General features: G+C 72.2%; 13 protein-coding genes (1 of these 13 cut by a window edge). 8 read left to right on the forward strand and 5 right to left on the reverse strand.

Annotated elements, in window-relative coordinates; translation table 11 throughout:
• From NH2_RS13945 to NH2_RS13960, 4 genes are all read right to left on the reverse strand, one after another.
• Positions 1 to 11582 carry the 5' portion of a non-ribosomal peptide synthetase gene (locus NH2_RS13945; protein ID WP_067653375.1) on the reverse strand. 25660 nt of this gene lie to the left of the window's left edge, so the window shows 11582 of its 37242 coding nt (coding positions 1-11582); the start codon lies at positions 11580 to 11582; its stop codon lies beyond the left edge, outside the window.
• Positions 11583 to 11964: 382 nt separating this feature from the next.
• Positions 11965 to 12711, reverse strand: coding sequence for a precorrin-4 C(11)-methyltransferase (cobM, locus tag NH2_RS13950; protein ID WP_067653377.1), 747 nt, complete (start codon positions 12709 to 12711; stop codon positions 11965 to 11967).
• 102 nt (positions 12712 to 12813) lie between these two features.
• Complete coding sequence (locus tag NH2_RS13955) at positions 12814 to 13239, reverse strand: PPOX class F420-dependent oxidoreductase (RefSeq protein ID WP_067653379.1); 426 nt, start codon at positions 13237 to 13239, stop codon at positions 12814 to 12816.
• A gap of 9 nt (positions 13240 to 13248) precedes the next feature.
• Positions 13249 to 14169: a LysR family transcriptional regulator gene (locus NH2_RS13960; RefSeq protein WP_157103764.1), complete on the reverse strand. Its 921-nt coding sequence runs from the start codon at positions 14167 to 14169 to the stop codon at positions 13249 to 13251.
• A gap of 133 nt (positions 14170 to 14302) precedes the next feature.
• Between NH2_RS13960 and NH2_RS13965 the strand changes: the two genes are divergently transcribed.
• Positions 14303 to 15682, forward strand: a complete 1380-nt coding sequence (locus NH2_RS13965; RefSeq protein WP_067653383.1) for an MFS transporter — start codon at positions 14303 to 14305, stop codon at positions 15680 to 15682.
• On the forward strand, positions 15679 to 16425 hold the full coding sequence (locus NH2_RS13970; RefSeq protein WP_067653385.1) for a 3-hydroxybutyrate dehydrogenase: 747 nt from the start codon (positions 15679 to 15681) through the stop codon (positions 16423 to 16425). Before NH2_RS13965 ends, NH2_RS13970 begins: the two co-directional genes overlap by 4 nt.
• A gap of 50 nt (positions 16426 to 16475) precedes the next feature.
• Here NH2_RS13970 and NH2_RS13975 read toward each other — a convergent pair whose 3' ends face one another.
• On the reverse strand, positions 16476 to 17072 hold the full coding sequence (locus NH2_RS13975; protein ID WP_067653387.1) for an SACE_7040 family transcriptional regulator: 597 nt from the start codon (positions 17070 to 17072) through the stop codon (positions 16476 to 16478).
• 85 nt (positions 17073 to 17157) lie between these two features.
• On the opposite strand from NH2_RS13975, the gene NH2_RS13980 reads away from it, so the two are divergent.
• The 6 genes from NH2_RS13980 to NH2_RS14005 all read left to right on the forward strand — a co-directional run bounded on the left by NH2_RS13980 (position 17158) and on the right by NH2_RS14005 (position 25277).
• A complete protein-coding gene (locus NH2_RS13980; protein WP_067653389.1) occupies positions 17158 to 18759 on the forward strand; it encodes a carboxyl transferase domain-containing protein in 1602 nt (533 codons plus the stop codon).
• A gap of 5 nt (positions 18760 to 18764) precedes the next feature.
• Complete coding sequence (locus NH2_RS13985) at positions 18765 to 20801, forward strand: ATP-binding protein (RefSeq protein ID WP_067653391.1); 2037 nt, start codon at positions 18765 to 18767, stop codon at positions 20799 to 20801.
• Positions 20798 to 21958, forward strand: a complete 1161-nt coding sequence (locus NH2_RS13990) for an acyl-CoA dehydrogenase family protein (RefSeq protein ID WP_067653393.1) — start codon at positions 20798 to 20800, stop codon at positions 21956 to 21958. Before NH2_RS13985 ends, NH2_RS13990 begins: the two co-directional genes overlap by 4 nt.
• The gene (locus NH2_RS13995; RefSeq protein ID WP_067653395.1) at positions 21955 to 22437 is read left to right on the forward strand and encodes a MaoC family dehydratase; all 483 of its coding nucleotides are present in this window, start codon (positions 21955 to 21957) and stop codon (positions 22435 to 22437) included. The genes NH2_RS13990 and NH2_RS13995 overlap by 4 nt, the downstream gene beginning before the upstream one ends.
• A 70-nt stretch (positions 22438 to 22507) precedes the next feature.
• Positions 22508 to 23320 carry an HpcH/HpaI aldolase/citrate lyase family protein gene (locus NH2_RS14000; RefSeq protein WP_067653397.1) on the forward strand — a complete coding sequence of 271 codons (813 nt, stop codon included), beginning with the start codon at positions 22508 to 22510 and terminating at the stop codon, positions 23318 to 23320.
• A gap of 10 nt (positions 23321 to 23330) precedes the next feature.
• Entirely contained in the window at positions 23331 to 25277 is a 1947-nt protein-coding gene (locus tag NH2_RS14005) for an acetoacetate--CoA ligase (protein ID WP_067653399.1), read from the forward strand.
• Positions 25278 to 25331: the final 54 nt, after the last annotated feature.

Genomic DNA, 25331 nt, shown 5'->3' on the forward strand with positions numbered 1-25331 from the left:
ACCGCGACCCCCTTGGGGCGGCCGGTGGAGCCCGAGGTGAAGATGACGTACGCGGTATTGCCGGGACGCAGCGGCCGGTGCCGGTCGGCATCGGTGAGCGGGGCGTCGGAGAAGCCGGAGAGGTTCAGCTCGTCGATCCGGACCTGCCTGGCCAGCGCGCTGTCCAGGTCGGAGCCGGAGGTGAGCACGCAGACCGGGCGCGCGGTGTCCAGGATGTGGTCGATCCGCTCGGCCGGGTGGTCCGGGTCGAGCGGCACGTAGGCGCCGCCGGCGGCGCCGATGGCGTACATGCCGATCACCAGGTCGAGCGAGCGGCGCATGCCGAGCGCCACGTAGGACTCCGGGCCGACGCCGTGCTGCTTGAGCCAGCGCGCCAGCCGGTGCACCCGGCTCGCGAACTCGGCGTAGGTGAGACTCGTCCCCTCGAAGGTGAGCGCGTAGGCGTCCGGGGTGCGGGCGGCCTGCGCCTCGAACATGGAGACCAGGGTCGCGGCGGCGGCATCGCCGACCGGCGAGGTGAGCGCGGCGTCCACGCCGAACTCGGTGTCGTTCCAGCGGCGCAGCACGGTGTGCCGCTCGGCGTCGTCCAGCAGGTCGATATCGCCGACCGCGACACCGGGGTCGGCGGCGATGCCGCGCAGCACCCGGACGAAGCGCTGGGCGAAGGCGTCGGCGAAGCCGGCGTCGAAGAGGTCGAGCGCGAAGACCAGTTCGGCGTCCATGGCGCCTGCGCCGCCGCCGCGGATCCCGGCCGGGCCGATGTGCGTGCCGACCGGGGTCTCGCCGAGGGTGAGCTGCAGGTCGAACTTGGCGGTCGGGGCGTCCAGCTCCAGCTCGGCCACGCGCAGCCCGGGCAGCTCCAGCGAGGTGCGGCCCATGTTCTGGAACGAGAGCATGACCTGGAAGAGCGGGTGCCGCGCCTGCGAGCGGGCCGGGTTCAGCACCTCGACCAGCCGCTCGAAGGGCAGGTCGGCGTGCGCGAAGGCCTGCAGGTCGCGCTCGCGCACCTGGCTCAGCAGCTCGGTGAACGGGGTCGCGGTGTCGACCGCGGTGCGCAGCACGAGGGTATTGACGAACATGCCGACCAGGTCGTCCAGCGCGGCCTCGCCGCGCCCGGCGACCGGGATGCCGACCGCGATGTCGTCGGACCCGCTGAGCCGGGAGAGCAGCGCGGCGAAGGCGCTGTGCACCACCATGAAGAGCGTGGTGCCATTGGCATGCGCCAGCTGGTTCAGCTCCTCGATCAGCTCGCCGGGCACGGTGAAGCGGTGCGTGCCCGCGCGGTAGGAGGCGACGGGCGGGCGCTGCCCCGGCGCGAGCCGCAGCTCCTCGGGGAGCCCGGCGAGCGCGGTCTTCCAGTAGTCCAGCTGGGCGGCGACCAGCGAGCCGGGATCGTCCTCGGTGCCGAGGGTTTCGCGCTGCCAGAGCGCGTAGTCCACGTACTGCACCGGCAGCGGCGCCCAGCTCGGCGCGGCTTCGCTGCTGCGTGCCACGTAGGCGGCCATGAGGTCGCGGACCAGCGGGCGCATGGAGACGCCGTCGGCGGCGATGTGGTGCACCACCACCGCCAGCACGTAGTCCTGCGTGGTGTCGCGCCAGCGGCTGTGGTCGATCCGCGGCTCCACCTGGAACACCCGGAGCCGGACCGGTGGCTGGCTGGTGACGTCGAAGCCGGTCAGCACGAATTCGTGCAGCGCGGGGGCGATCTCGGCCTCGTCCAGCGGCACCACGTCGAGCGCCGGGATGGCCTGCGCGGTGGGCAGCACCTGCTGGTAGGCGATGCCGTCGTGCGAGGGGTAGACGGTGCGCAGCGACTCGTGCCTGGTGATCACGTCGGCGACCGCGGCGCGCAGCGCCTCGATGTCGAGCGAGCCGTGCAGCCGCACCGCCGCCGGGATGTTGTAGGCGGCGGAGTCGGACTCGAAGCGGCTGAGGAACCACATCCGCTGCTGGGCCAGCGAGAGCGGCGGGAACTCCGGCCGCGGCCGCGGCGTCAGCACCGGGCGGCCGCCCGCACCGGCGGTGGTCTCCATGCGGGCCGCGAGCGCGGCGACGGTGGGCGCCTCGAAGAGCATCCGCACCGGCACCCTGGTGTCCAGCGCGGCGCCGAGCCGGGCCACCACCTGGGTGGCGACCAGCGAGTTGCCGCCCAGCTCGAAGAAGTCGTCGTCCAGCCCGACCGCGCGCTCGGCGGTGTGCACCCCGAGCACCTCGGCGAAGACGCCCGCGACGATCTCCTCGATCGGCGTCGAGGGCGCGCGGAAGGCGCGCGCCTCGAAGACCGGCACCGGCAGCGCGCGCCGGTCCAGCTTGCCGTTCGGGCTCAGCGGCATGGCGTCGAGCACCACGAAGGCGGCGGGCACCATGTACGAGGGCAGCACCGCGCCGAGGTGGGCGCGGAGCTCGTCCAGGTCCACGGCGGCGCCGGCGGCGGGCACCACGTACCCGACCAGCTGGTCACCGGTCCGGCCGTCGCTGCGCACCAGCGCGACGGCCCGCGCGACCGTCTCGTGCGCGGTGAGCGCGGTCTCGATCTCGCCGAGCTCGATGCGCAGGCCGCGCAGCTTCACCTGGAAGTCGGTGCGGCCCAGGTAGACGATGGCGCCGCTGTGATCGCGGGTCACCAGGTCGCCGGTGCGGTACATGCGCGCGCCCGGCCCGCCGAACGGGTTCGCCACGAAGCGGTCGGCGGTCAGGTCGGCGCGGCCGAAGTAGCCGCGGGCCAGCTGCGCGCCTGCGAGATAGAGCTCACCCGCGATACCGGGGGCGACGGGGTGCAGCCTGCCGTCGAGCACGTACGCCTCGGCGTTCCACACCGGGAGGCCGATCGGCACCGCGCCCGCCACCTCGGCGGGCACCGGGTGGTGCGTGGCGTGCACCGCGAACTCGGTGGGGCCGTACAGGTTGTGCAGCTCGGCGCCGGAGACCCGGCGCAGCGCCTGCACCTCGGCGGCGGTGAACGCCTCGCCCGCGACCAGCAGCGCGCGCAGTGAATCCAGCGCGCCGGAGCCGATTCCGGCGGCCTCGACCGTGCTCGCGAAGACGCTCAGCATGGACGGGACGAAGGAGGTCAGGGTGACCCGCTCGGCCGCGATGACCTCGGCCAGGTAGGCGGGGTCGCGGTGGCCGTCGGGGCTCGCCACCACCATCCGGCCGCCGACGCTGAGCGGACCGAACAGCTCCCACACCGAGACGTCGAAGGTGGCGGGGGTCTTGAACAGCACCACGTCGTCCGGGCCGATGCCGTACTCCGCGGTGATCCAGCGCACCTGGTTGAGGACGGCGGCGTGCGGCAGCGCGACGCCCTTGGGGCGGCCGGTGGAGCCGGAGGTGAAGATGACGTACGCCGGGTTCTCCGGGCGCAGCGGGGCATTCCGGTCGGCGTCGGTGAGCGGGGTGTCGGCGTACCCGGTGAGGTCGAGGTCGTCGAGCACGAGCACCGGGGCGCCGTCCGCGGTGAAGCCGGTATCCGCGCTGGTCAGGATGGCCGCGGGGCGCGCGGTCCGCAGCACGTGCGCGATCCGCTCGGCGGGCTGGTCCAGGTCGAGCGGGACGTAACCCGCACCCGCCGCCTGCACCGCGTACGCGGCGACGACGAGGTCGACCGAGCGGCGCAGCGCCAGCCCGATCAGCCGCTCCGGGCCTGCGCCCGCGGCGACCAGAGCCCTGGCCAGCCGATGCACCCTGGCGCCGAATTCGGCGTAGGTGAGGGCGGTTCCGGTCGCCGGGTCAACGACGGCGACGGCGTCCGGGGTGCGCCGCTGCTGCGCGACGAAGGCGGAGACCAGGGTCTGCGCGGGGTCGAGCGGGTAGGCGGTGTCGTTCCAGCCGCGCAGCGCCAGCTCGGTCTCGGCGGCGTCGAGCAGCGAGATGTCGCCGACCGGGAGGTCGGGGTCGGCGATGACGGCCGCGAGCACCCGGTCCAGCCGGTGCGCGAAGGTCGCGATGGTGGCCTCGTCGAAGAGGTCGGCGGCGTAGGAGAACTCGGCCGCCATGCCCGCGGCCTCGCCGCTGTCGTCCTGGGTCTCCTGCAGGGTGAGCTGCAGGTCGAACTTGGCGAGGTTGGCGTCGTAGTCGATGCCGGTGACCGAGAGCCCGGGCAGCTCGAGCCGCGCCTGCTTGGTGTTCTGGAACGCCAGCATGACCTGGAACAGCGGGTGCCGCGCCTGCGAGCGCGCCGGGTTCAGGATCTCGACCAGCCGCTCGAACGGCAGGTCGGCGTGGGCGAAGGCGTGCAGGTCGGTCTCGCGCGCCTGCGCCAGCAGCTCGGCGAAGGACTGCCCGGCGGCGACGCCGGTGCGCAGCACCAGGGTGTTGACGAACATGCCGACCAGGTCGTCCAGCGCGGCCTCGCCGCGCCCCGCGATCGGGGTGCCGATGGCGATGTCGTCGGTGCCGGAGAGCCGGGCCAGCAGCACCGCGAGCGCGCTGTGCATGACCATGAACGGCGAGGCGTTGTGCTTGCGGCCCAGCTCGACGAGGGCGTGCTGGGTGGCCGCCGAGATCACGAACGAGTAGGTGCCGCCGCGGTAGCTCGCCACCGCGGGGCGCGGGCGGTCGGCGGGCAGCACCAGCTCGTCCGGGAGGTCGGCGAGCTCGCGCGACCAGTAGTCGATCTGCGCCGCGATCAGCGAGTCCGGGTCGTCCTCCGACCCGAGCACCTCGCGCTGCCACAGCGCGTAGTCGGCGTACTGCACCGGCAGCTCGACCCAGGCGGGGGCCTCCCAGGTGGTGCGCGCCGCGTAGGCGACGATCACGTCCCTGGAGAGCGGCGCCATCGACCAGCCGTCGGCCGAGATGTGGTGCACGACCATGCAGAGCACGTACTCGGTCTCGCTGATCTCGAAGAGCCGCGCGTGCAGCGGCACCTCGCTGGTGACGTCGAACGCCATGGTCGCCAGGTCGATCAGGTGGTCGAAGAGGGTGTCCTCGCTGACCCGGTACGGCGTCAGGTCGGGGACGATCTGCGCGGCGTCGAGCACCACCTGGACCGGCCCGCCGACGGTCTCCGGGAAGACGGTGCGCAGCGACTCGTGCCTGTCGATGACGTCGATGACGGCGACCTGCAGCGCCGCGATGTCGAGTTCGCCGGAGAGCCGGATCGCGACCGGGATGTTGTTGACGGCGGAGGCGGTGTCGAAGCGGTTCAGGAACCACATGCGCTGCTGCGCCAGCGAGAGCGGCACCCGCTCCGGCCGCTCCCTGGCGACCAGCGCCTTGCGCGCGCCCTCGCCCGCCTGGGACTCCACCCGCGCGGCGAGCGCGGCGACGGTCGGCGCCTCGAAGACCGTGCGCACCGGCACCCTGGTGTCCAGCGCGATGCCGACCCGCGACGCCACCTGGGTGGCGATGAGCGAGTTGCCGCCCAGCTCGAAGAAATCGTCGTCGACGCCGACCCGCGGCAGGTCGAGCACCTCGGCGAAGACCTCGGCGACGATCTCCTCGATCGGCGTCGACGGCGCCCGGAACTCCTTGACCTCGAAGACCGGTGCGGGCAGCGCCTTGCGGTCCAGCTTGCCGACCGGGGTGAGCGGGACGTGGTCGAGCACCATGATCGAGGACGGCACCATGTAGCCGGGCAGCCTGGCCTCGACGTGCGCGGTCAGCTCCGCCACATCGATCGACTTCGCCTGCGCGGCGACGACATACGACACCAGCGAGGTGCCGCCGGCGGTGCCGCGGTGCCCGATGGTGACCGCGAAATCCACCGTGTCGTGTGCGGCCAGCGCGGCGTCGATCTCGCCCAGCTCGATCCGGAAACCGCGCACCTTCACCTGGAAATCCGAACGGCCCACATACTCGACCTCGCCGGAACGGGTCCACCGCACCACGTCACCGGTGCGGTACATCCGCGCCCCGGCCACATACGGATTCGCCACGAAACGCTCAGCGCTCAGCCCGGGACGGGCATGGTAACCACGCGCCAACTGAATGCCCGACAGGTACAGCTCACCCGCGACACCCACCGGGACCGGCCGCAACCGGGAATCCAGGATCAGCGACTGCATACCCCTGGTCGGCCCACCGATCGTCACCGTCTCACCCGGCACCAGCGCATCACTGATATTCGTCATGATGGTGGTCTCGGTCGGCCCGTAACCATTGTGGAACGCACGAATCGTGCCATCCGCCAACGGGACCGCCCACTTCGCCACCAGCTCCGGCGGGCACGCCTCGCCACCGGCTACCAGCACACGCAACGTGTCCAGCCCGGACGGATCGAACGTCGCCAAAGCCGCAGGCGTCACGAAGGCATGGGTCACCGCCTCATCACGAATGAGCTCGGAGAGCTCGTCACCGCCGTACACCCCGGGGGGGACAGCAACCAGCGCACCACCACGAGCCAGCGCGAGCAGCAACTCCAGAATCGAGGCGTCGAAGGACGGCGAAGCGAAATGCAAAGCCCGGGAATCGGAATCGAGCGCGTACCGCTCGGCCTGCTCCTCCCCGAAGTTGGCGAGCCCGGAGTGCGTGACGACCACACCCTTGGGCACACCGGTCGAACCCGAGGTGTAGATGACATAGGCCGGATGCTCCGGACGCAGCGGCCGCAGCCGCTCGGCATCGGTGATCGGCGAACCATCGAACTCGCTCAGCTCGAGATCGTCGAGCACCAGCCACCGCGCCGACTCCGGCAACCCGGCACGGACCCCGCGCACGGTCAACCCGAGCGGGGAACCCGAATCGGTCACCATGTGCGCGATCCGCTCGGCGGGGTAGGTCGGGTCCACCGGGACGAACGCGGCGCCGGTCTTGGCGACCGCCCACACCGCCAGCACCGAATCCGCGGAGCGCGGGACACCGACGGCGACCAGGTCCTCCGGCCCGATCCCCTCGGCGATGAGCAGCCGCGCCAGGCGGTTCGACTGCTCGTCGAGCTCGCCGTAGGAGGTCGTCACGCCGTCGAAGACCACCGCGGGCGCGGCCGGGTCGACCGCGGCGGCCGCGGCCATCAGCTCGGCGAGCGGGCGCGGCGGCGTCGCGGGGGCGCCATTCCTGGCGATCAGGTCGGCGCGCTCGGCGGCGTCGAGCACCTCCACCGCGCCGACCGGCACGGCCGGGTCGGCGACGACGGCCCGCAGCACCCGCACGAAACGCTCGGCGAACGAGGCCACCGTCGCGGCGTCGAAGAGGTCGGTCGCGAAGTTGACGACGCCCGCGATCCCGCCCGCCTGGCCCTGCGCCCCGCGGTGCTCGGTCAGCGTCCACTGCAGGTCGAACTTGGCGATGGCGACCTCGAGCTCCTCGGCGGAGACCGAGAGGCCGGGCAGCTCGACGGTGCCGTGGGAGAGCTCCTGGAAGGAGAGCATGACCTGGAACAGCGGGTGCCGCGCCTGCGAGCGAGCCGGGTTCAGCACCTCGACCAGCCGCTCGAAGGGAACGTCGGCGTGCGCGAAGGCGGCGAGGTCCGATTCCCGCGCCGCGGCGAGGAATTCGGCGAAGCTCTGCCCCGGCCGCACCTGCGAGCGCAGCACGAGGGTGTTGACGAACATGCCGATCAGGTCGTCCAGCGCCGCTTCGCCGCGGCCCGCGATCGGGGTGCCGACCGCGATGTCGGAGCTGCCGGAGAGCCGGGAGAGCAGCAGCGCCAGCGAGGCGTGCACGACCATGAAGAGGGTGACGCCCTCGGCGCGCGCGAGCGCGGCCAGCTGCGTGTGCAGCTCCGCGTCGATGTCGAAGCCGAGCTGCGCGCCGTGGAAGCTCTGCGCCTGCGGGCGCGGCCGGTCGAACGGCAGGTCCAGCTGGTCCGGCAGGTCGGCCAGGGTCTCCCGCCAGTAGGCGATCTGCCCGGCGGCCATGGACTCCGGGTCGGACTCGGTGCCGAGCAGCTCGCGCTGCCACAGCGTGTAGTCGCGATACTGCACCGGCAGCGGCGCCCAGCTCGGCTCCTGCCCCGCCGCCCGCGCCAGGTAGGCGGCGGCGAAGTCGCGGGCCAGCGGGCCGAAGGAGAAGCCGTCGGCGGCGATGTGGTGCACGACGAAGGCCACCGCGTAGTCGCCGGTGCCGTTGTGCGAACCGGCGAGGTGGAAGACCCGCATCCGGATCGGCAGGTCCTCGGAGACGTCGAACCCGCGGGAGGCGAAGTCGCGCAGCTCGCCGGGGAGCTCAGCGGCCTCGATGGTCTGCAGTGTGATGCCGAGGTCGACCGCCGCCATCGGCAGCACCTTCTGGAAGCCGCCGTCCACGTCCGGGAAGACGGTGCGCAGCGACTCCTGGCGCGCTATGACGTCGGTGAGCGCCAGTTGCAGCGCGGGGACGTCGACGTGGCCGCGCAGCCGCACCACGAAGGGCAGGTTGTAGGTCGGCACGGTGGGGTCGAACTGGTTGAGGAACCACATCCGCTGCTGAGCCAGCGAGAGCGGCACCAGCTCCGGGTGCTGCCGCGCGACCAGCGCGGGCCGGGCGACCTCGGCCGGGGCGCCGTGCTCGGCGCGGGCCGCGATTCCGGCCACGGTCGGCGTCTCGAAGAGCGCGCGCACGCCGAGCCGGATGCCGAAGGCGGCGCTGATCCGCGCCACCACCTGGGTGGCGACCAGCGAGTTGCCGCCCAGCTCGAAGAAGTTGTCGTCCGCGCCGACCCGCTCCTGGCTCAGCACGTCGGCGAAGATGCCCGCGACGATCTCCTCGGCCGCGGTGCGCGGGGCGCGGAAACCGGCGGCGTCGGCGCTGAAGACCGGCTCCGGCAGCGCCTTGCGGTCCAGCTTGCCGCTGGTGTTGAGCGGGAAGGCGTCCAGCACCACGAGCGCGGCGGGGACCATGTAGCTCGGCAGCCGCTCGGCGGCGGCCCTGGTCGCCACCGCGGGGTCGATGGTGGCGCCGGGTGCGGGCACCACGTAGGCCACCAGCTGCTGGCCGGTGGCGGTCTCCATGACCAGCACCGCGGCCTGGCTGATGACCGGGTTGGCGAGCAGCACCGTCTCGATCTCGCCGAGCTCGATGCGCTGGCCGCGGAACTTGACCTGGAAGTCGGTGCGGCCGATGTACTCCAGCACGCCGTCGCTGTTCCAGCGCACCAGGTCACCGGTGCGGTACATGCGCTCGCCCGCGGCGGCGAAGGGGTTGGCGACGAAGCGGTCCGCGGTCAGGTCGGGGCGGCCGCGATAGCCGCGGGCCAGCTGGCGGCCGCCAAGGTACAGCTCGCCCGGTGCGCCGATCGCGGCCGGGCGCAGGCGGGCGTCGAGAACGTAGACCTGCACGTTCCACTCGGGGATACCGATCGGAACGGTGACCGTGTCGGCGGCGGTGGCCTCCCAGTAGGTCACCGAGACCGCCGCCTCGGTGGGGCCGTAGAGGTTGTGCAGCCCGGCCGCGGAGATGGCACGCAGCCCGGCCGCGGTCTCCGGCGGCAGCGCCTCGCCGATCACGAACACCGCGCGCAGCGTCGCGAGCTGCTCGGCGGTGGCGTGCGCGACGAAGACCGTGAGCATCGAGGGGACGAAGTCGGTGACGGTGACCCGGTGCCGGGCGATGGCCTCGGCGACGTAGAGCGGGTCGCGGTGCCCGTCGGGGGCCGCGACGACCAGCTCGCCGCCGGACATCAGCGGCAGGAAGTAGCCCCACAGCGAGACGTCGAAGGTGGTGGCGGTCTTCTGCAGGTAGACGTCGTCTTCGGTGAGCCGGTACTCGTCGAGCATCCACAGCTGCTGGTTGACGATGGCGTGGTGGGTGACGGCCACGCCCTTGGGGCGGCCGGTGGAGCCGGAGGTGTAGATGACGTAGGCGGTGTTCTCCGGCACCAGCGGCGCCCACCGGTCGTCGTCGGTGAGCGGGCCCGCCGGGTAGGCGGAGACGTCGAGGGTGTCCAGCTCGACCCGCTGCACGCCGTCGGGCAGCTCCAGGCCGTCGGTGGCGAGCGTGAGCACCGAGACCGGGTTCGCGCTCTCCAGGATGTAGGCGGTGCGCTCGGCCGGGTGGTCGGGGTCGATCGGCACGTACGCGCCGCCGGCCCGCAGCACCGCGTGCATGCCGATCACCAGCTCCAGCGAGCGCCGCATGCCGAGCGCGACCAGCGACTCCGGGCCGACGCCCTGGTCCACCAGGTAGTGGGCCAGCTGATTCACCCTGGCGCCGAACTCGGCGTAGGACAGACTCGTCCCCTCGAAGTGCAGCGCGGTTCGCCCGGGGGTGCGCGCGATCTGCTCGTCCAGCAGCGCGACCAGCGTGGTGGTCGGCACGTCCTGGTCGGCGTCGTTCCACTCGACCAGCGTCCGGTCCCGCTCCTCGGCGGTGGTCGCGGGCAGGCTCCACACCGTCGTCTCCGCGTCGGCGGCCAGGAAGCGCTGGAAGAATTCCAGGAAGCGGGCGTGGTGCGTGGCGCCCTCGGCGGAGCTGTAGAGGTTGGGGTTGGTCTCGAAGTCGATGTGCGTGTGGCTGCCGGTGGTGGACTGGTAGAAGTTGACGCCCAGATCCTCGATGCTGCCGGTGGAGAGCACGTTCAACCGGCCGGTCATGGTGCCGAGCACGATCTCGCTGTGGAACAGCATGATGTTGACCCACGGCCCGAAGAACTCCGTGGTCACCACGCCGTCGCCGGCCGCGTCGCGGCGGATGTCCTCGTGCCGGTAGCGCTGGTGCCGCAGCGCGCCGGAGACCTCGACCTGCACCCGCTTGAGCAGCTCGGCCACCGTGGTCTCGTACCCGACGGCGAGCCGCAGCGGGACGATGTTCGAGGTCACGCCGCCGGCGCGGCGCATGGCGGCGGTGGTGCGGGCGGTGACCGGGAGGCTGAGGATGACGTCCTGGGCGCCGGTGAGCTGGGCCAGGTAGGCGCCGAAGGCGGCGATGAGCAGCCCGGCCGGGGTGTTGTCGTGCTTGGCGACGGCGGCGGCGAGCAGGTCGTCCTGCTCGTCGGTGAGCGCGGCGCTGGCGACATTGTTGAGCGCCGATGGCGGGGCGGAGCGGCCGGTGAGGCTGGTGCCCTCCTCCAGGCCGGCCACCCGCGCGGCCCAGTACTCGCGGTCGGAGTGGAAGCGGGAGCTGTCCCGGTAGGCGATCTCGGCGTCGTAGAGCGCGCGCAGCGGGGTCGCCTTGGCGGCGGGGGCCTCCTCGCCGCGCACCTCGGCGGTGTAGAGCTCGGCGATCCTGGCGACGTAGTTGGTGGCGGCGAGGCCGTCCAGCGCGATGTGGTGGATCCGGGTGTACCAGTACCAGCGATGCTCGCCGAGCTGCAGCGCGGCGGTCTTGATCAGCCGGTCCGCGACGATGTCGAGCGGGCGCGAGTACTCGGCGCGCATCCACTCGGCGGCGGCCGCCTCGGGGTCGTCGGCGCCGCGCAGGTCGACGTACTCCTGCTCGGAGGAGAGCGAGGGGTCGACGCCCTGCAGCGGCTCGCCGTCGCGCTCGATGATCCGCAGGTAGCCGGAGCCGGTCTCCAGCGAGGCGCGGATGCCGGCCCGCAGGAGCAGCTCGGGGTCGAGGTCGCCGTGCAGATCCACGTACTGCGCGATGGTGACGGGGACCTGCGGGTCCACGTGCTGCGCGTACCAAATGCCCAGCTGAGCAGGCGAAAGCGGGAAGTACTCGACGGCATCTCCCCGAGCGTCACCAGTTTCGTCGTTTCCGCCGAAATCCAGCCGGTCCAACCGTAACCTCGCTTCTGGAACACCGCGTGAGCGCTCCCCGACGACACCCGAAGAGGCGCCCACCCGTCACCGCGGGGCGCCTTCCGTCTCCGGATCCAGTTTCATCTCAATCAGGCAAAAATCTTCGTAGGCAATATCTGTCTGCCCCGGTACGCCCGTTACACGGGCGCGAACGCCTCCACCGCATCGATCTCGCTGCTGACCACCGATCCAATCTACCGTCGCGGCGGGGGCCCGACCAACCAATACCCGAACACCGCAGATAGCAATCACCTATCCGCCCCGGCCGGGCGGGTGCACGGCGTTCAGCCGCCGTCAGCGGCACGTCGCGGGTGTTATCCGGCTCACAGCGGGATCGATTGCCGGGCGGATGCCATCCGGCTCACCGCCGGGTGCGCGCCGGGTCGTAGAGGTGCGATTGCACGCACTCGACCGCCGGTGCCAGCGCCCGCCCGACCAGGATCACCGCCGCCTGCCGCAGCCCGGCCCGCTCGACCCTGGTGGCGATATCGGTCAGGGTGCCGCGCAGGATCAGCTGGTCCGGCTGGCTGGCGCGGTAGACCACCGCGGCCGGACAGTCCGGGCCGTACTCCTTCGCGAGCTCGGCCGCCAGTTCTTCCGTTCTGGTGATCGCGAGGTGCAGTGCCAGCGTCGCGCCGGTCGCGGCGAAGGCGCGCAGTCGCTCGCCCGCGGGCATGGCGGTGGAGCGGGCCTGCGCGCGGGTGAGCACCACCGACTGGGCCAGCTCCGGGACGGTGAGCTCGGCGCCGAGCACCGCCGCGGCGGCCGCGTACGCCGGGACGCCCGGGGTCACGTCCCACGGGATTCCCAGCTGGTCCAGCCTGCGCGCCTGCTCGGTGAGCGCGGAGTACAGCGAGGGGTCGCCCGAGCACAGCCGCGCCACATCCGCGCCTTCGTCGTGTGCCGCGCTGAGTCTCGCCACAATGGCGTCCAGATCGAGGCGCTGGGTGTCGACCAGCTCGGCTCCCGGTGCGCAGTGCGCGAGCACCGCCGGGTCCAGGTAGGTGCCCGGATACAGGCAGACCGGGCTGCTGCGCAGCAGCTCCACCGCCCGCACCGTCAGCAGATCCGCCGCTCCCGGGCCCGCGCCGATGAAGTGGACTGTCATGCGGGCGAGTGTAGAGAGCGAGGGCGCGCGGCTCCGCCCGCTGTCATACCGGCCGGGCCGGTCGTCGTCACACGGCGCTGCAACTGGCGCACCGGCCCAGGGCTACGCGGTGGCGTCGAAATGGGCGATGATCTTGACCGGCCGCACCCGCACGACCAACTCCCCCGGCACCCCGTTCCGCTTCCCGAACTCCTCCGCACGATCCGCCCCCATGTACCGCCCGCCGATCTCGGTGGCGGTGCGGAGCAACTCGGCGGGGTCCTCGGAGAGGGTGACGGTGCCCTGGATCTGGACGGAGGCGTACGGGGGCTCCTCCAGATCGACACAGAGCGCGATGCGGGGGTCGCGGGCGAAGGCCTTGCCCTTGGCGGTGGCCCGGCCGGTATTGAAGACCAGCTCGTCGCCGTCGAGGACGAACCAGATGGGCGAGACCACCGGACGCCCGTCGGCGGCGACGAAGGCGACCTTGCCGGTGCGGGTGCCGTGCGCCAGGAAGTCGCGGACCCGGGGTTCGCTGAGTGAGGTCATGCGGCCAGCCTAGGAAGGCGCCCCGGCATTTCCCAGCAACTCGTCGCGACAGCGCTCCACCCGGGCACGGATGGCGGCGACCACCTCGGCCACCTCCGGCCTGCGCAGCGTCTCGTGCCGCGCGACGAGCCAGTAGGAGAGCCGGACCACCACCTCGGCGGGGAGCACCCGCTCCAGGTCGGGGTGGCGGTCGGCCATGAAGCAGGGCAGCAGCCCGAGCCCGGCACCCGCCCTGGTCGCCTCGACGTGGACGAACACATTGGTGGAACTCACCGACTCACGCATGGAGGGGACGACGGCGGGCGCCAGGTCCAGGTCGTCCACCTGCAGCATGGAGTCGATGAAGTAGACGAGCGGGTAGCGCTCCAGATCGTCGACGGTGCCGGGGCGGCCGAACTCGGCCAGGTACCCGCGCGCGCCGTAGAGCCGCAGGCAGTACTCGCCGAGCCGCAGCGCCTCGGCACGGTGCACCTGCGGCTGCCCGACCACCACCTCCAGGTCGAGCCCGGAGCGCTGCCTGGACTCGCGGCGGGTGGCGGTCACCAGCTCCACCGAGATCCCGGGGTGGCTGCGCCGCACCTCGGCGACGGCGGGGGCGGCGAGGTAGCCGCTGAACCCGTCGGTCGAGGAGATCCGGACGACGCCCTCGAGCACCCGGTCGGCGCCGCCGCGGTTCAGCGTGCGCAGCGCCGCGTCCACCGCCTCGGCGGCGCCGAGCGCCTCCCGGCCCAGGTCGGTGAGTTCCCAGCCGCCCGCGACCCGGGTGAGCACCCGGCCGCCGAGGTCGTGCTCCAGGGCGGCGATCCGGCGCGAGACGGTGGTGTGGTTGAGCCCGAGTTCCTCGGCGGCCGTGACGAAGCGGCCGCTGCGGCCGACGGCGAGCAGCACCAGCAGATCGTCGGCGCTCGGCCGCCCCCGGCCCGGATTCATGTCTGCATTCTCGCAGATGGGAGCTGCGGTTCTGGGCATTGCGGTGCACGGTTTCGCGCACGAATACTCAGGAAACACTCAGTGTGTGCCCGGTCACAAAGCGAGCTGATCCGGGGTGAACGAAGGAGTTTCGATGAGCGTAGGCAGCGCGGCCGGCGATCCCGGCTACGCACCGAGCAACCTCCGGCGAGTGGTGGCGGCATCGATGGCGGGCACCGTCGTCGAGTGGTACGAGTTCTTCCTCTACGGCACCGCCGCGACGCTGGTCTTCAGCAAGGTGTTCTTCCCGGCGGGCACCAGCGACCTGGACGCCATCCTCGCCGCCTTCGTCACCTACGCCGTCGGCTTCGTGGCACGCCCGCTCGGCGGGCTGGTCTTCGGCCACTTCGGCGACAAGTACGGCCGCAAGAAGCTGCTGCAGTTCAGCCTGATCCTGGTCGGCGCGGCCACCTTCCTCATGGGCTGCCTGCCGACCTTCGGCCAGATCGGGTACTGGGCGCCTGCGCTGCTGGTGCTGCTCCGCTTCCTGCAGGGCTTCGCGGTCGGCGGCGAGTGGGGCGGCGCGGTGCTGCTGGTCGCGGAGCACAGCCCGAACAGGGATCGCGGGTTCTGGGCCAGCTGGCCACAGGCCGGTGTGCCCGCGGGCAATCTGCTGGCGACCGTGGTGCTGCTCACCCTGACCAGCACGCTCTCCGACGCCGCCTTCCTCTCCTGGGGCTGGCGCGTCGCCTTCTGGCTCTCCGCGGTGGTGGTGCTGGTCGGGTACTACATCCGCACCAAGGTCACCGACGCGCCGATCTTCCTGGAGGCGCAGCAGGAGGCCGAGGAGCTGAAGGAGAGCTCGTTCAGCGCGGTCGAGGTGCTCAAGCGCTACCCGCGCGGCGTCTTCACCGCCATGGGGCTGCGGTTCGGCGAGAACATCATGTACTACCTGGTTGTCACCTTCACGATCACCTACCTCAAGGTGCAGGTCGGCATGGACACCTCGGACATCCTGTGGTGGCTGCTGATCGCGCACGCGGTGCACTTCGTGGCGATTCCGCTGGTCGGGCGGGCCAGTGACCGGCTCGGCAGGCGGCCGGTGTACCTGGTTGGCGCGATCCTCGGCGGCACCTGGGGCTTCTTCGCCTTCCCCATGATGAACAGCGCGCACCACGTGGTGGTGCTGCTCGCCATCGTGATCGGGCTGGTCTTCCACGCGCTCATGTACTCGGCGCAGCCCGCCATCATGGCGGAGATGTTCCCGACCCGGATGCGGTACTCCGGCGTCTCGCTCGGCTACCAGGTGACCTCGATCGTGGCCGGTTCGCTGGCGCCGATCATCGCGGTGCGGCTGCTGGACACCTTCGACTCCTCGGTGCCGATCGCCTGGTACCTGGCCGGGGCCTGCGCGATCACCGCCATCGCGGTGCTGGTGGCGCGCGAGACCAAGGGCGCCGACCTGGCGCAGATCGACGCCGCCGACGCCGCACAGCTGGCGAGCGAGGCCAAGGCCGCGGTGACCGCCCGATGAGCGCGCTGGAGGGGAAGTCCGCGCTGGTCACCGGCGGGGCGAGCGGGATCGGCGCGGCCTGCGCCCGCGCCCTCGCCGAGCGCGGCGCGCAGGTGACGGTGGCGGACCGGGACGAGACCGGGGCCAAGGAGGTGGCCGCGGAGATCGGCGGCACCGCATGGGCGGTCGACCTGCTCGACGTCACCGCGCTGGAGACGCTGGAGCTGGAGACCGACATCCTGGTCAACAATGCCGGGGTGCAGCACGTCGCGGCCATCCCGGACTTCCCGCCGGAGCGCTTCCGGCAGTTGCTCACGCTCCTGGTGGAGGCGCCGTTCCTGCTGGTCCGGGCGGCGCTGCCGTACATGTACCGGAGCGGGGGCGGGCGGATCGTGAACATCTCCTCGGTGCACGGGCTGCGGGCCTCCGCCTACAAGTCGGCCTACGTCACGGCCAAGCACGCGCTGGAGGGGCTCTCCAAGGTCACGGCGCTGGAGGGCGGGCCGCACGGGGTCACCAGCAACTGCGTGAACCCCGGCTATGTGCGCACGCCGCTGGTGGACCGGCAGATCGCGGACCAGGCGGCGGCGCACGGGATCCCGGAGCGGGAGGTGGTGGAGAAGGTGCTGCTCACCGAGAGCGCCATCAAGCGGTTGGTGGAGCCTGCGGAGGTGGCCGCGCTGGTGTGCTGGCTCACCTCCGCCGACGCGGGCATGGTGACCGGGGCGAGCTACACCATGGACGGCGGCTGGAGCGCCAGGTAGTCCGGGCAGGTCAGCGGGGCCGGGCCGCGGGTGCGGGGCCGGACGCGGGCTCAGCCGCCGAGCGCCACCAGCGCCATCCGGCGGAGTACCGGGCGGGCGCGGGCGGCGGTGGCGCGGCCCGCGCTGTGCGGAGTCGAGTTCAGCAGGCCGAAGGCGGCGTGCGCCTGCATCCGCGCGGTCTCCTCGCCGAGCCCGGGGTGCAGGGCGCAGAGCACGCCGACCCAGACCTCGACGTAGCGCCGCTGGACCCGCCGGATCTCCCGGCGCGGCCCCGGCGGGACGGCATCCAGATCGCGATCCTGGATCCGGATGAGCTCCGGCTCGCCGAGCGCGAAGTCGAGGTGGAAGTCGACCAGCGCGGCCAGCGCGGCGCCGGGCTCGGCGCCACCGCCAGCCACCGCCCGCCCACCGGCGAGCAGCCGCTCGGAGACCTCGGTGAGCAGCTCGATCAGCAGCGCCTCCTTGGAGGCGAAGTGCCGGTACACCGCGGGCCCGCTGATCCCGACGGCCGCGCCGAGATCGTCCAGCCGGACCCCGGCGAAGCCGCGATCCGCGATCAGCCGCGCCCCCGCCCGCAGCAGATCGCTCCTGCGCTGCTGCTTGAGCTGCTCGCGACGGGTCGGCAGGACGGGCTCGACGCGCACCACACACCTCCGGTGGACAAATTCGGTTAATCAAGATTAACCTGAAACACAGTTAACAGCGATTAACCGACACGGAACGGAATGCGGCATGACCAGCACAGTGGAGCTCGACAACCGGGCGGCGCACCGCGCCCTCGTGGCCGAGCTGCGAGAGCGGCTGGCGGCGGCGGCGCGGGGTGGCCCGGAGCAGGCGAGGCAGCGGCACCTGGACCGGGGCAAGCTGCTCCCCCGCGACCGGGTGGACCGGCTGCTCGACCCGGGCAGCCCGTTCCTGGAGATCGGGGCGCTCGCCGCCGACGGCATGTACGGCGGCGCCTGCCCGGCCGCCGGGGTGCTCGCGGGGATCGGCCGGGTGTCGGGGCGGGAGTGCGTGATCGTCGCCAACGACGCGACGGTCAAGGGCGGCACCTACTACCCGATGACGGTGAAGAAGCACCTGCGCGCGCAAGAGATCGCGCTGCAGAACCAGCTGCCCTGCGTCTACCTGGTGGATTCCGGCGGCGCGCACCTGCCGCACCAGGACGACGTCTTCCCCGACCGCGAGCACTTCGGCCGGATCTTCTACAACCAGGCCACCATGAGCGCGGCAGGCATCCCGCAGATCGCCGCGGTGCTCGGCTCCTGCACCGCGGGCGGCGCCTACGTGCCTGCCATGAGCGACGAGGCGGTGATCGTCCGCGACCAGGGCACCATCTTCCTGGGCGGGCCGCCGCTGGTGAAGGCGGCCACCGGCGAGGTGGTCACCGCCGAGGAGCTGGGCGGCGGCGAGCTGCACGCCCGGGTTTCCGGCGTCACCGACCACCTGGCCGAGGACGACGAGGACGCGCTGCGCATCGTGCGCCGGATCGTCGGCACGCTCGGCCCTGCCCCCGCATCGCCCTGGCAGATCACCCGATCGGTGGCCCCCGCGGCGCCGGCGGACGAGCTCTACGACGTGGTGCCGGTGGAGCTGCGCACCCCCTACGACGTGCGCGAGGTGATCACCCGGCTGGTCGACGCCGAGCCGGACGACCACGGGCGCAGCAGCTTCCACGAGTTCAAGGCCGAGTACGGCAAGACCCTGGTCACCGGCTTCGCGCGGCTGCACGGCCACCCCGTCGGGATCGTGGCGAACAACGGCGTGCTCTTCGGCGAATCCGCCATGAAGGGCGCGCACTTCATCGAGCTCTGCGACAAGCGCACGATCCCGCTGCTCTTCCTGCAGAACATCACCGGCTTCATGGTCGGCCGCGACTACGAGGCGGGCGGCATCGCCAAGCACGGCGCCAAGATGGTCACCGCGGTTGCCTGTGCCAGGGTGCCCAAGCTGACCGTGGTGATCGGCGGCTCCTACGGCGCGGGCAATTACTCCATGTGCGGACGCGCCTACTCGCCGCGCTTCCTCTGGATGTGGCCGAACGCGCGAATCTCGGTGATGGGCGGCGAGCAGGCCGCCTCGGTGCTCGCCACGGTGCGCGGCGACCAGCTCGACGGCTCGGGCAACCCCTGGTCCGAGGCGGATCGGGAGGCGTTCAAGGCCCCGATCCGGGAACAGTACGAAACCCAGGGCAACCCCTACTACTCGACGGCCCGGCTCTGGGACGACGGGGTGATCGACCCGGCCGACACCCGCACGGTGCTCGGCCTGGCGCTCGCGGCCTGCGCGCAGGCGCCCCTCGCCCCGGTCTCCTACGGCGTCTTCCGGATGTGACGGCCATGACCTCGCTCTTCGATACCGCCGCCATCACGGCGTTCGACACCGTCCTCGTCGCGAACCGGGGCGAGATCGCGGTCCGGGTGATCCGCACGCTGCGCGCGCTCGGGCTGCGCTCGGTGGCGGTGTACAGCGATGCCGACGCGGACGCGGCGCACGTGCACGCGGCCGACGTCGCGGTCCGGCTCGGGCCCGCGCCCGCCCGCGAGAGCTACCTGGCGGTCGACCTGGTGGTCGCCGCGGCGGAGCGCACCGGGGCAGGCGCGGTGCACCCGGGGTACGGCTTTCTCTCGGAGAACGCGGCCTTCGCGGCGGCGCTGGACGCGGCGGGGATCGTCTTCCTCGGGCCACCGGCGCCTGCCATCGAGGTGATGGGCGACAAGATCACCGCCAAGAAGACGGTGACGGCGTTCGGCGTACCGGTGGTGCCCGGCATCGCCGAGCCGGGGCTCACCGACGCGCAACTGCTCGACGCCGCGCCGGGGATCGGGTTCCCGGTGCTGGTCAAGCCGTCCGCCGGGGGCGGCGGCAAGGGGATGCGGCGGGTGGCCGACCCGGCCGAGCTGCCTGCGGCGCTGGTGAGCGCGCGGCGCGAGGCCGCGGCGGCGTTCGGCGACGACACGCTCTTCCTGGAGCGCTTCGTCGGCAATCCGCGACACATCGAGGTGCAGGTGCTCGCCGACGCGCACGGCACCGTGCTGCACCTGGGCGAGCGCGAGTGCTCGCTGCAGCGCAGGCACCAGAAGGTGCTCGAGGAGGCGCCATCGCCGCTGCTCGACGCGGCGACCAGGGAGCGGATCGGCGCCGCCGCCTGCGCCACCGCGCGCAGCGTGGACTACCGGGGCGTGGGCACGGTGGAGTTCATCGTGTCGGCGGATCGGCCGGACGAGTTCTTCTTCATGGAGATGAACACCAGGCTGCAGGTGGAGCATCCGGTGACCGAGCTGGTGACCGGGGTGGATCTGGTGGAGTGCCAGGTGCGGGTCGCCGCCGGGCAGGAGCTCGTGGTGGCGCAGGGCGATATCGCGCTCACCGGGCACGCCGTCGAGGCGCGGGTGTACGCCGAGGATCCGGGGCGCGGCTTCCTGCCCACCGGCGGGCGGGTGCTCGCCGTGGCCGAGCCCGCCGGGGTGCGGGTGGATTCCGGGCTGCGCGCCGGGACCACGGTCGGCAGCGACTACGACCCCCTGCTCGCCAAGGTGATCGCCTTCGCCGACGACCGGCAGGCCGCGCTGGCCGGGCTGGATCGGGCGCTCGGCGAGACGGTCGTGCTCGGGCTGGGGACCAATGTGGAGTTCCTGCGATTCCTGCTCGCCGACCCGGAGGTGGTGGCCGGGCGGCTCGACACCGGGCTGCTCGACCGGCGGGTCGGGGATTTCGTGCCGGCGCGGGCGACGGACGACGAGTTCGTCGCCGCGGCGGTCGCGAACTGGTTGCGGTTGCAGCCGGAGCCGGGGGCCGGGTTGTGGGCGCAGCCCTCCGGGTGGCGGTTGGGCGCTCCCGCGCCGGTCCCGGGGCGACTCACCGCCGACGGGGTCACCCGCGAGGTGCGGATCACCGGGACGCCGGACGCTGCCGTGATCCGCGTGGACCATGGCCCCGAACTGGCGCTCACCGCGGCTGCGGCGCCGCTCGCGGGCACGCCCGGCGTCCGCGCCCTCACCCTGACCCTCGACGGCATCCGCCACGAGTACCTGGTCGCCGAGGACGGCGGGCAGTACTGGCTCGCCGGACCCGCGGGCACCAGAACCCTGCGCCGCGCGACCCCCGCGGCCCTGCGCGGGGCGGGCGCGCACCAGGGCGACGCCGAGATCCGCAGCCCCATGCCGGGTTCGGTGATCGCCGTCGGCACCGCGGCCGGTGCCGAGGTGGCCGCGGGCGACCCGGTGGTCGTGGTGGAGGCCATGAAGATGGAGCACACGCTCACGGCGCCGGTCGCAGGCACCGTCGAGCTCCTGGTGACGCCGGGCAGCCAGGTCCGGCTGGACCAGGTGCTCGCCCGCATCACCGCGTCGACGATCGAAGGACTACCCGCATGACCGACTTCCTCGCCACCGGTGCCCTACCGGACGACTACCGCGACCTGGCCATGTCGGTGCGCGAATTCGCCCGCGCGGTGGTCGCCCCGGTCTCCGCCGAGCACGATGCCACGTGCAGCTTCCCGTACGAGGTGGTGGCGGGGATGGCCGAGATGGGGCTGTTCGGGCTGCCCTTCCCGGAGGAGTACGGCGGCATGGGCGGCGACTACTTCGCGCTCTGCCTGGCCCTGGAGGAGCTGGCCAAGGTGGACCAGAGCGTGGCCATCACGCTGGAGGCCGGGGTCTCGCTCGGCGCCATGCCGATCTACCGCTTCGGCACCGAGGCGCAGAAGCGGCGGTGGCTGCCGCAGCTCACCGCGGGCCACGCGCTCGCCGCCTTCGGCCTCACCGAGCCCGGCGCGGGCAGCGACGCGGGCGGGACCAGGACCACCGCAACCCTGGACGGCGGCGAGTGGCTGATCAACGGAAGCAAGCAGTTCATCACCAACTCCGGCACCGACATCACCCGGCTGGTCACCGTCACCGCCGTCACCGGGACGACCGGCGGCAAGAAGGAGATCTCCACCATCCTGGTGCCGACCGACACCCCCGGCTTCGTCGCCGAACCCGCCTACTCCAAGGTCGGCTGGAACGCCTCGGACACGCACCCGCTGAGCTTCACCGACGTCCGGGTGCCCGCGGAGAACCTGCTCGGCGAGCGCGGCCGCGGCTACGCCAACTTCCTGCGCATCCTGGACGAGGGGCGGATCGCCATCGCCGCGCTCGCGGTCGGGGCGGCCCAGGGCTGCGTGGACGAGAGCGTGCGGTACGCGGGCGAGCGCGATGCCTTCGGCAAGCCGATCGGGCGCAACCAGGCCATTGCCTTCAAGATCGCCAGGATGGAGGCGCGGGCGCACACCGCGCGCACCGCCTACTACGACGCCGCCGCGCTCATGCTGGCCGGAAAGCCGTTCAAGAAGCAGGCGTCGATCGCGAAGATGGTGGCCGGCGAGGCCGCCATGGACAATGCCAGGGACGCCACCCAGATCTTCGGCGGCTACGGTTTCATGAACGAGTACACGGTGGCTCGGCATTACCGGGACAGCAAGATCCTGGAGGTCGGCGAGGGTACGACGGAGGTTCAGTTGCTGCTGATCGCCAGGGAGCTGGGGCTGTGAGCGCGCCGCGCCGAATCACCCAGCGCGGGCTCTGGTTCGAGGAGTTCGAGACCGGCGTGATCTACGAGCACCGGCCGGGCCGCACCGTCACCGAGGCGGACAATGTCCTGTTCACCACGCTCACCATGAACACCCAGGCGCTGCACCTGGACGCCGCCTTCGCCGAGCGGCAGCCGCCGTTCAACCAGCGGCTGGTGAACTCCATGTTCACCCTCTCCACGCTGATCGGGCTCTCGATCGCGCAGCTCACCCAGGGCACCCTGGTGGCCAACCTGGGCTTCTCCGAGATCGCCTTCCCGAAGCCGCTCTTCCACGGCGACACGCTCTACGCGGAGACCGTGGTGACCGACAAGCGGCTCTCGAAGAGCAGGCCGGGCGAGGGCATCGTGACCCTCGCGCACACCGGCTACAACCAGCACGGCGACGTGGTCGTCACGGCCGTGCGCAAGACCCTCGTGCGCACCCGGGACGCACGGTGAGCCACACTCGCGCACCGCTGACCGGGCTGCCCGGGTGCGGGTGCCCCGCACGAGCACAGGAGACGTTGTCATGAGCGATGTGACCGGCCCGGGGTGGCTCTTCTGCCCGGCCGACCGCCCCGACCGCTACGCCAAGGCGGCGGCCGCCGCGGACGTGGTGATCCTCGACCTGGAGGACGCCGTCGCCGCCGCGGACAAGGACGCCGCCAGGGAATCCGTGCTGAACACCCAGCTCGACCCGGCCACCACGGTGATCCGGATCAACGGCGCCGACACCGAGCAATACGTCACCGATATCGGCGCGCTGCACCGCACCGAGTACCGCACCGTCATGCTGCCGAAGGCCGAGACGGCCGAGCAGCTGCGCGCGCTCGACGGCTTCTCGGTGATCGCGCTCATCGAGTCGCCGCGCGGCGCACTCGCCTGCGAGCGGATCATGGCCGAGCCGAACGCCGTCGGCATCATGTGGGGCGCCGAGGATCTGGTGGCCGCGCTGGGCGGGCAGTCCACCCGGCGGCCGGACGGCAGCTACCGCGACCTGCCGAGGCACCTGCGCTCCAGCACGCTGCTCGCGGGCAAGGCGGCGGGCAAGTTCGCGCTGGACGGGGTGTACCTGAACATCCCCGACCTGGACGGGCTGCGCGAGGAGGCGCTGGACGCGGCGGCCGTCGGCTTCGACGCCAAGGTGGCCATCCACCCCAGCCAGATCCCGGTGATCAGGGGCGCCTACGCCCCCTCCGACGAGGAGCTGGACTGGGCGCGCCGGGTGCTGGCCGAGGTGCCGAACCACCGCGGCGTCTTCCAGTTCGAGGGGCGGATGGTGGACGGGCCGGTGCTCAGGCACGCCGAGCAGATCGTGCGCCGCGGCGCCGCGAGCGACTGAGGAGACAGCAGTGGAACCACAGTGGGTGCCGACCGAGCGCGATATCGCCACCGCGCGGATCACCGATTTCGCCCGGTTCGCCGGGGCGAGGGCCGGGCGCGAGTTCGACGGCTACCCGGCGCTCTGGCAGTGGTCGGTGGACGACCTGCCCGGTTTCTGGCACGCGCTGTGGGACTACTTCCGGCTCGGTGAGATCGGCGGCGAGGTGCTGGCGAGCCGGGAGATGCCGGGGGCGGAGTGGTTCCCCGGCACCGGGATCAACTACGTCGACCAGGTGGTGCGCGCGCTGAACCCGGAGCGCCCTGCCATCGTGGCGATCGCCGAGGAGCGCGAGCCGCGCGAGGTCTCCTGGGCCGAGCTCGTCGACGAGACCGCCGCCTTCGCGCGCACCCTGCGCGGGCTCGGCGTCGGCCCCGGCGACCGGGTGGCCGGGTACCTGCCGAACATTCCCGAGGCCATCGTCGCCTTCCTCGCCACCGCAAGCATCGGCGCGGTGTGGAGCGCGTGCGGCCAGGACTACTCGCCCAAGGCCGCGCTGGACCGGCTCGGCCAGCTGGAGCCGGTGCTGCTGGTGGCCGCCGACGGCTACGCCTACGGCGGCAGGACGCACGACAAGCGCGACGATCTGGCCGCGGTGCGCGCCGGGCTGCCGACGCTGCGCGGCACCGTGGTGGTGCCCCGGCTCGGGTTGCCGGTCGAGGACGTCATCCCGTGGGCCGAGGCCGTCGCCGTCACCGAGGCGCAGCCGCCGGTGATCACCACCGAGCCGGTCGATTTCGACCACCCGCTCTGGATCGTCTTCTCCTCCGGCACCACCGGGCTGCCGAAGGGCATCGTGCACGGCCATGGCGGCGTGCTGCTGGAGCACCTGAAAGCCGTTGCGCTGCACGCCGATATCGGCCCGGACGACACCTTCTTCTGGTACACCAGCCCGAGCTGGATGATGTGGAACTTCCAGGTCGCCGGATTGCTCACCGGCGCCACCGTGGTCACCTACGACGGCAGCCCCACGCACCCGGACCCGGGCGCGCTCTGGCGGATCTCCGCCGAGACCCGGACCACGGTGCTCGGCACCAGCCCCGGCTACGTGCTGGCCTGCATCAAGGACGGGCTGGTGCCGCGCACCGCCTTCGATCTCTCGGCGCTGCGCACGGTGGGCATCACCGGCTCCTCGCTGCCGCCCGCCTCCTCGGAGTGGATCGGCGCGAACGCCGGTGACCGCGTGCAGGTCTCGTCGATCAGCGGCGGCACCGACGTGGTGAGCGCCTTCGCCGGCGGCACCCGCACGGTTCCGGTGTGGCCGGGCGAGCTCTCCGCGCCGTACCTCGGGGTCGCGCTCGACGCCTTCGACCCGGACGGGAAATCGGTGCGCGACGAGGTCGGCGAGCTGGTGGTGACGGCGCCCATGCCGTCCATGCCGGTGCGGTTCTGGAACGACCCCGACGGCCGGCGCTACCACGACGCCTACTTCGACACCTTCCCCGGCGTCTGGCGGCACGGCGACTGGATCACGCTGACCGGGCGCGGCAGCGTGGTGGTGCACGGCCGCTCGGACTCCACGCTGAACCGGCACGGCATCCGGATGGGCAGCGCCGACATCTACCAATCGGTGGAGCGGCTGCCGGAGATCACCGAGGCGCTGGTGATCGGGGTCGAGCAACCGGACGGCGGCTACTGGATGCCGCTCTTCGTCACCTTGGCCCCCGGTGCCGACCTCACCGACGAGCTGCGCGCCAGGATCGCGAGCACCATCCGCACCGAGGTGTCGCCGCGGCACGTGCCGGACGAGGTGATCGTGGCGCCGGGCATCCCGCACACCCGCACCGGCAAGAAGCTGGAGGTGCCGATCAAGAAGCTGTTCCAGGGCGCGGAGGCGGGGCGGGTGGTCGAGCGCAGCGCGGTCGACGATCCCGAGCTGCTCGACTGGTACGCGGCGCAGCGGCCTGCCGCGACGTAGTGCGCGCGGCGGATCCGGTCGGCACATCGGCGGGGAACGGCGAGCCGTACCGAT

The sequence above is a fragment of the Nocardia harenae NBRC 108248 genome (genome assembly GCF_001612885.1).
Taxonomy (GTDB): domain Bacteria; phylum Actinomycetota; class Actinomycetes; order Mycobacteriales; family Mycobacteriaceae; genus Nocardia; species Nocardia harenae.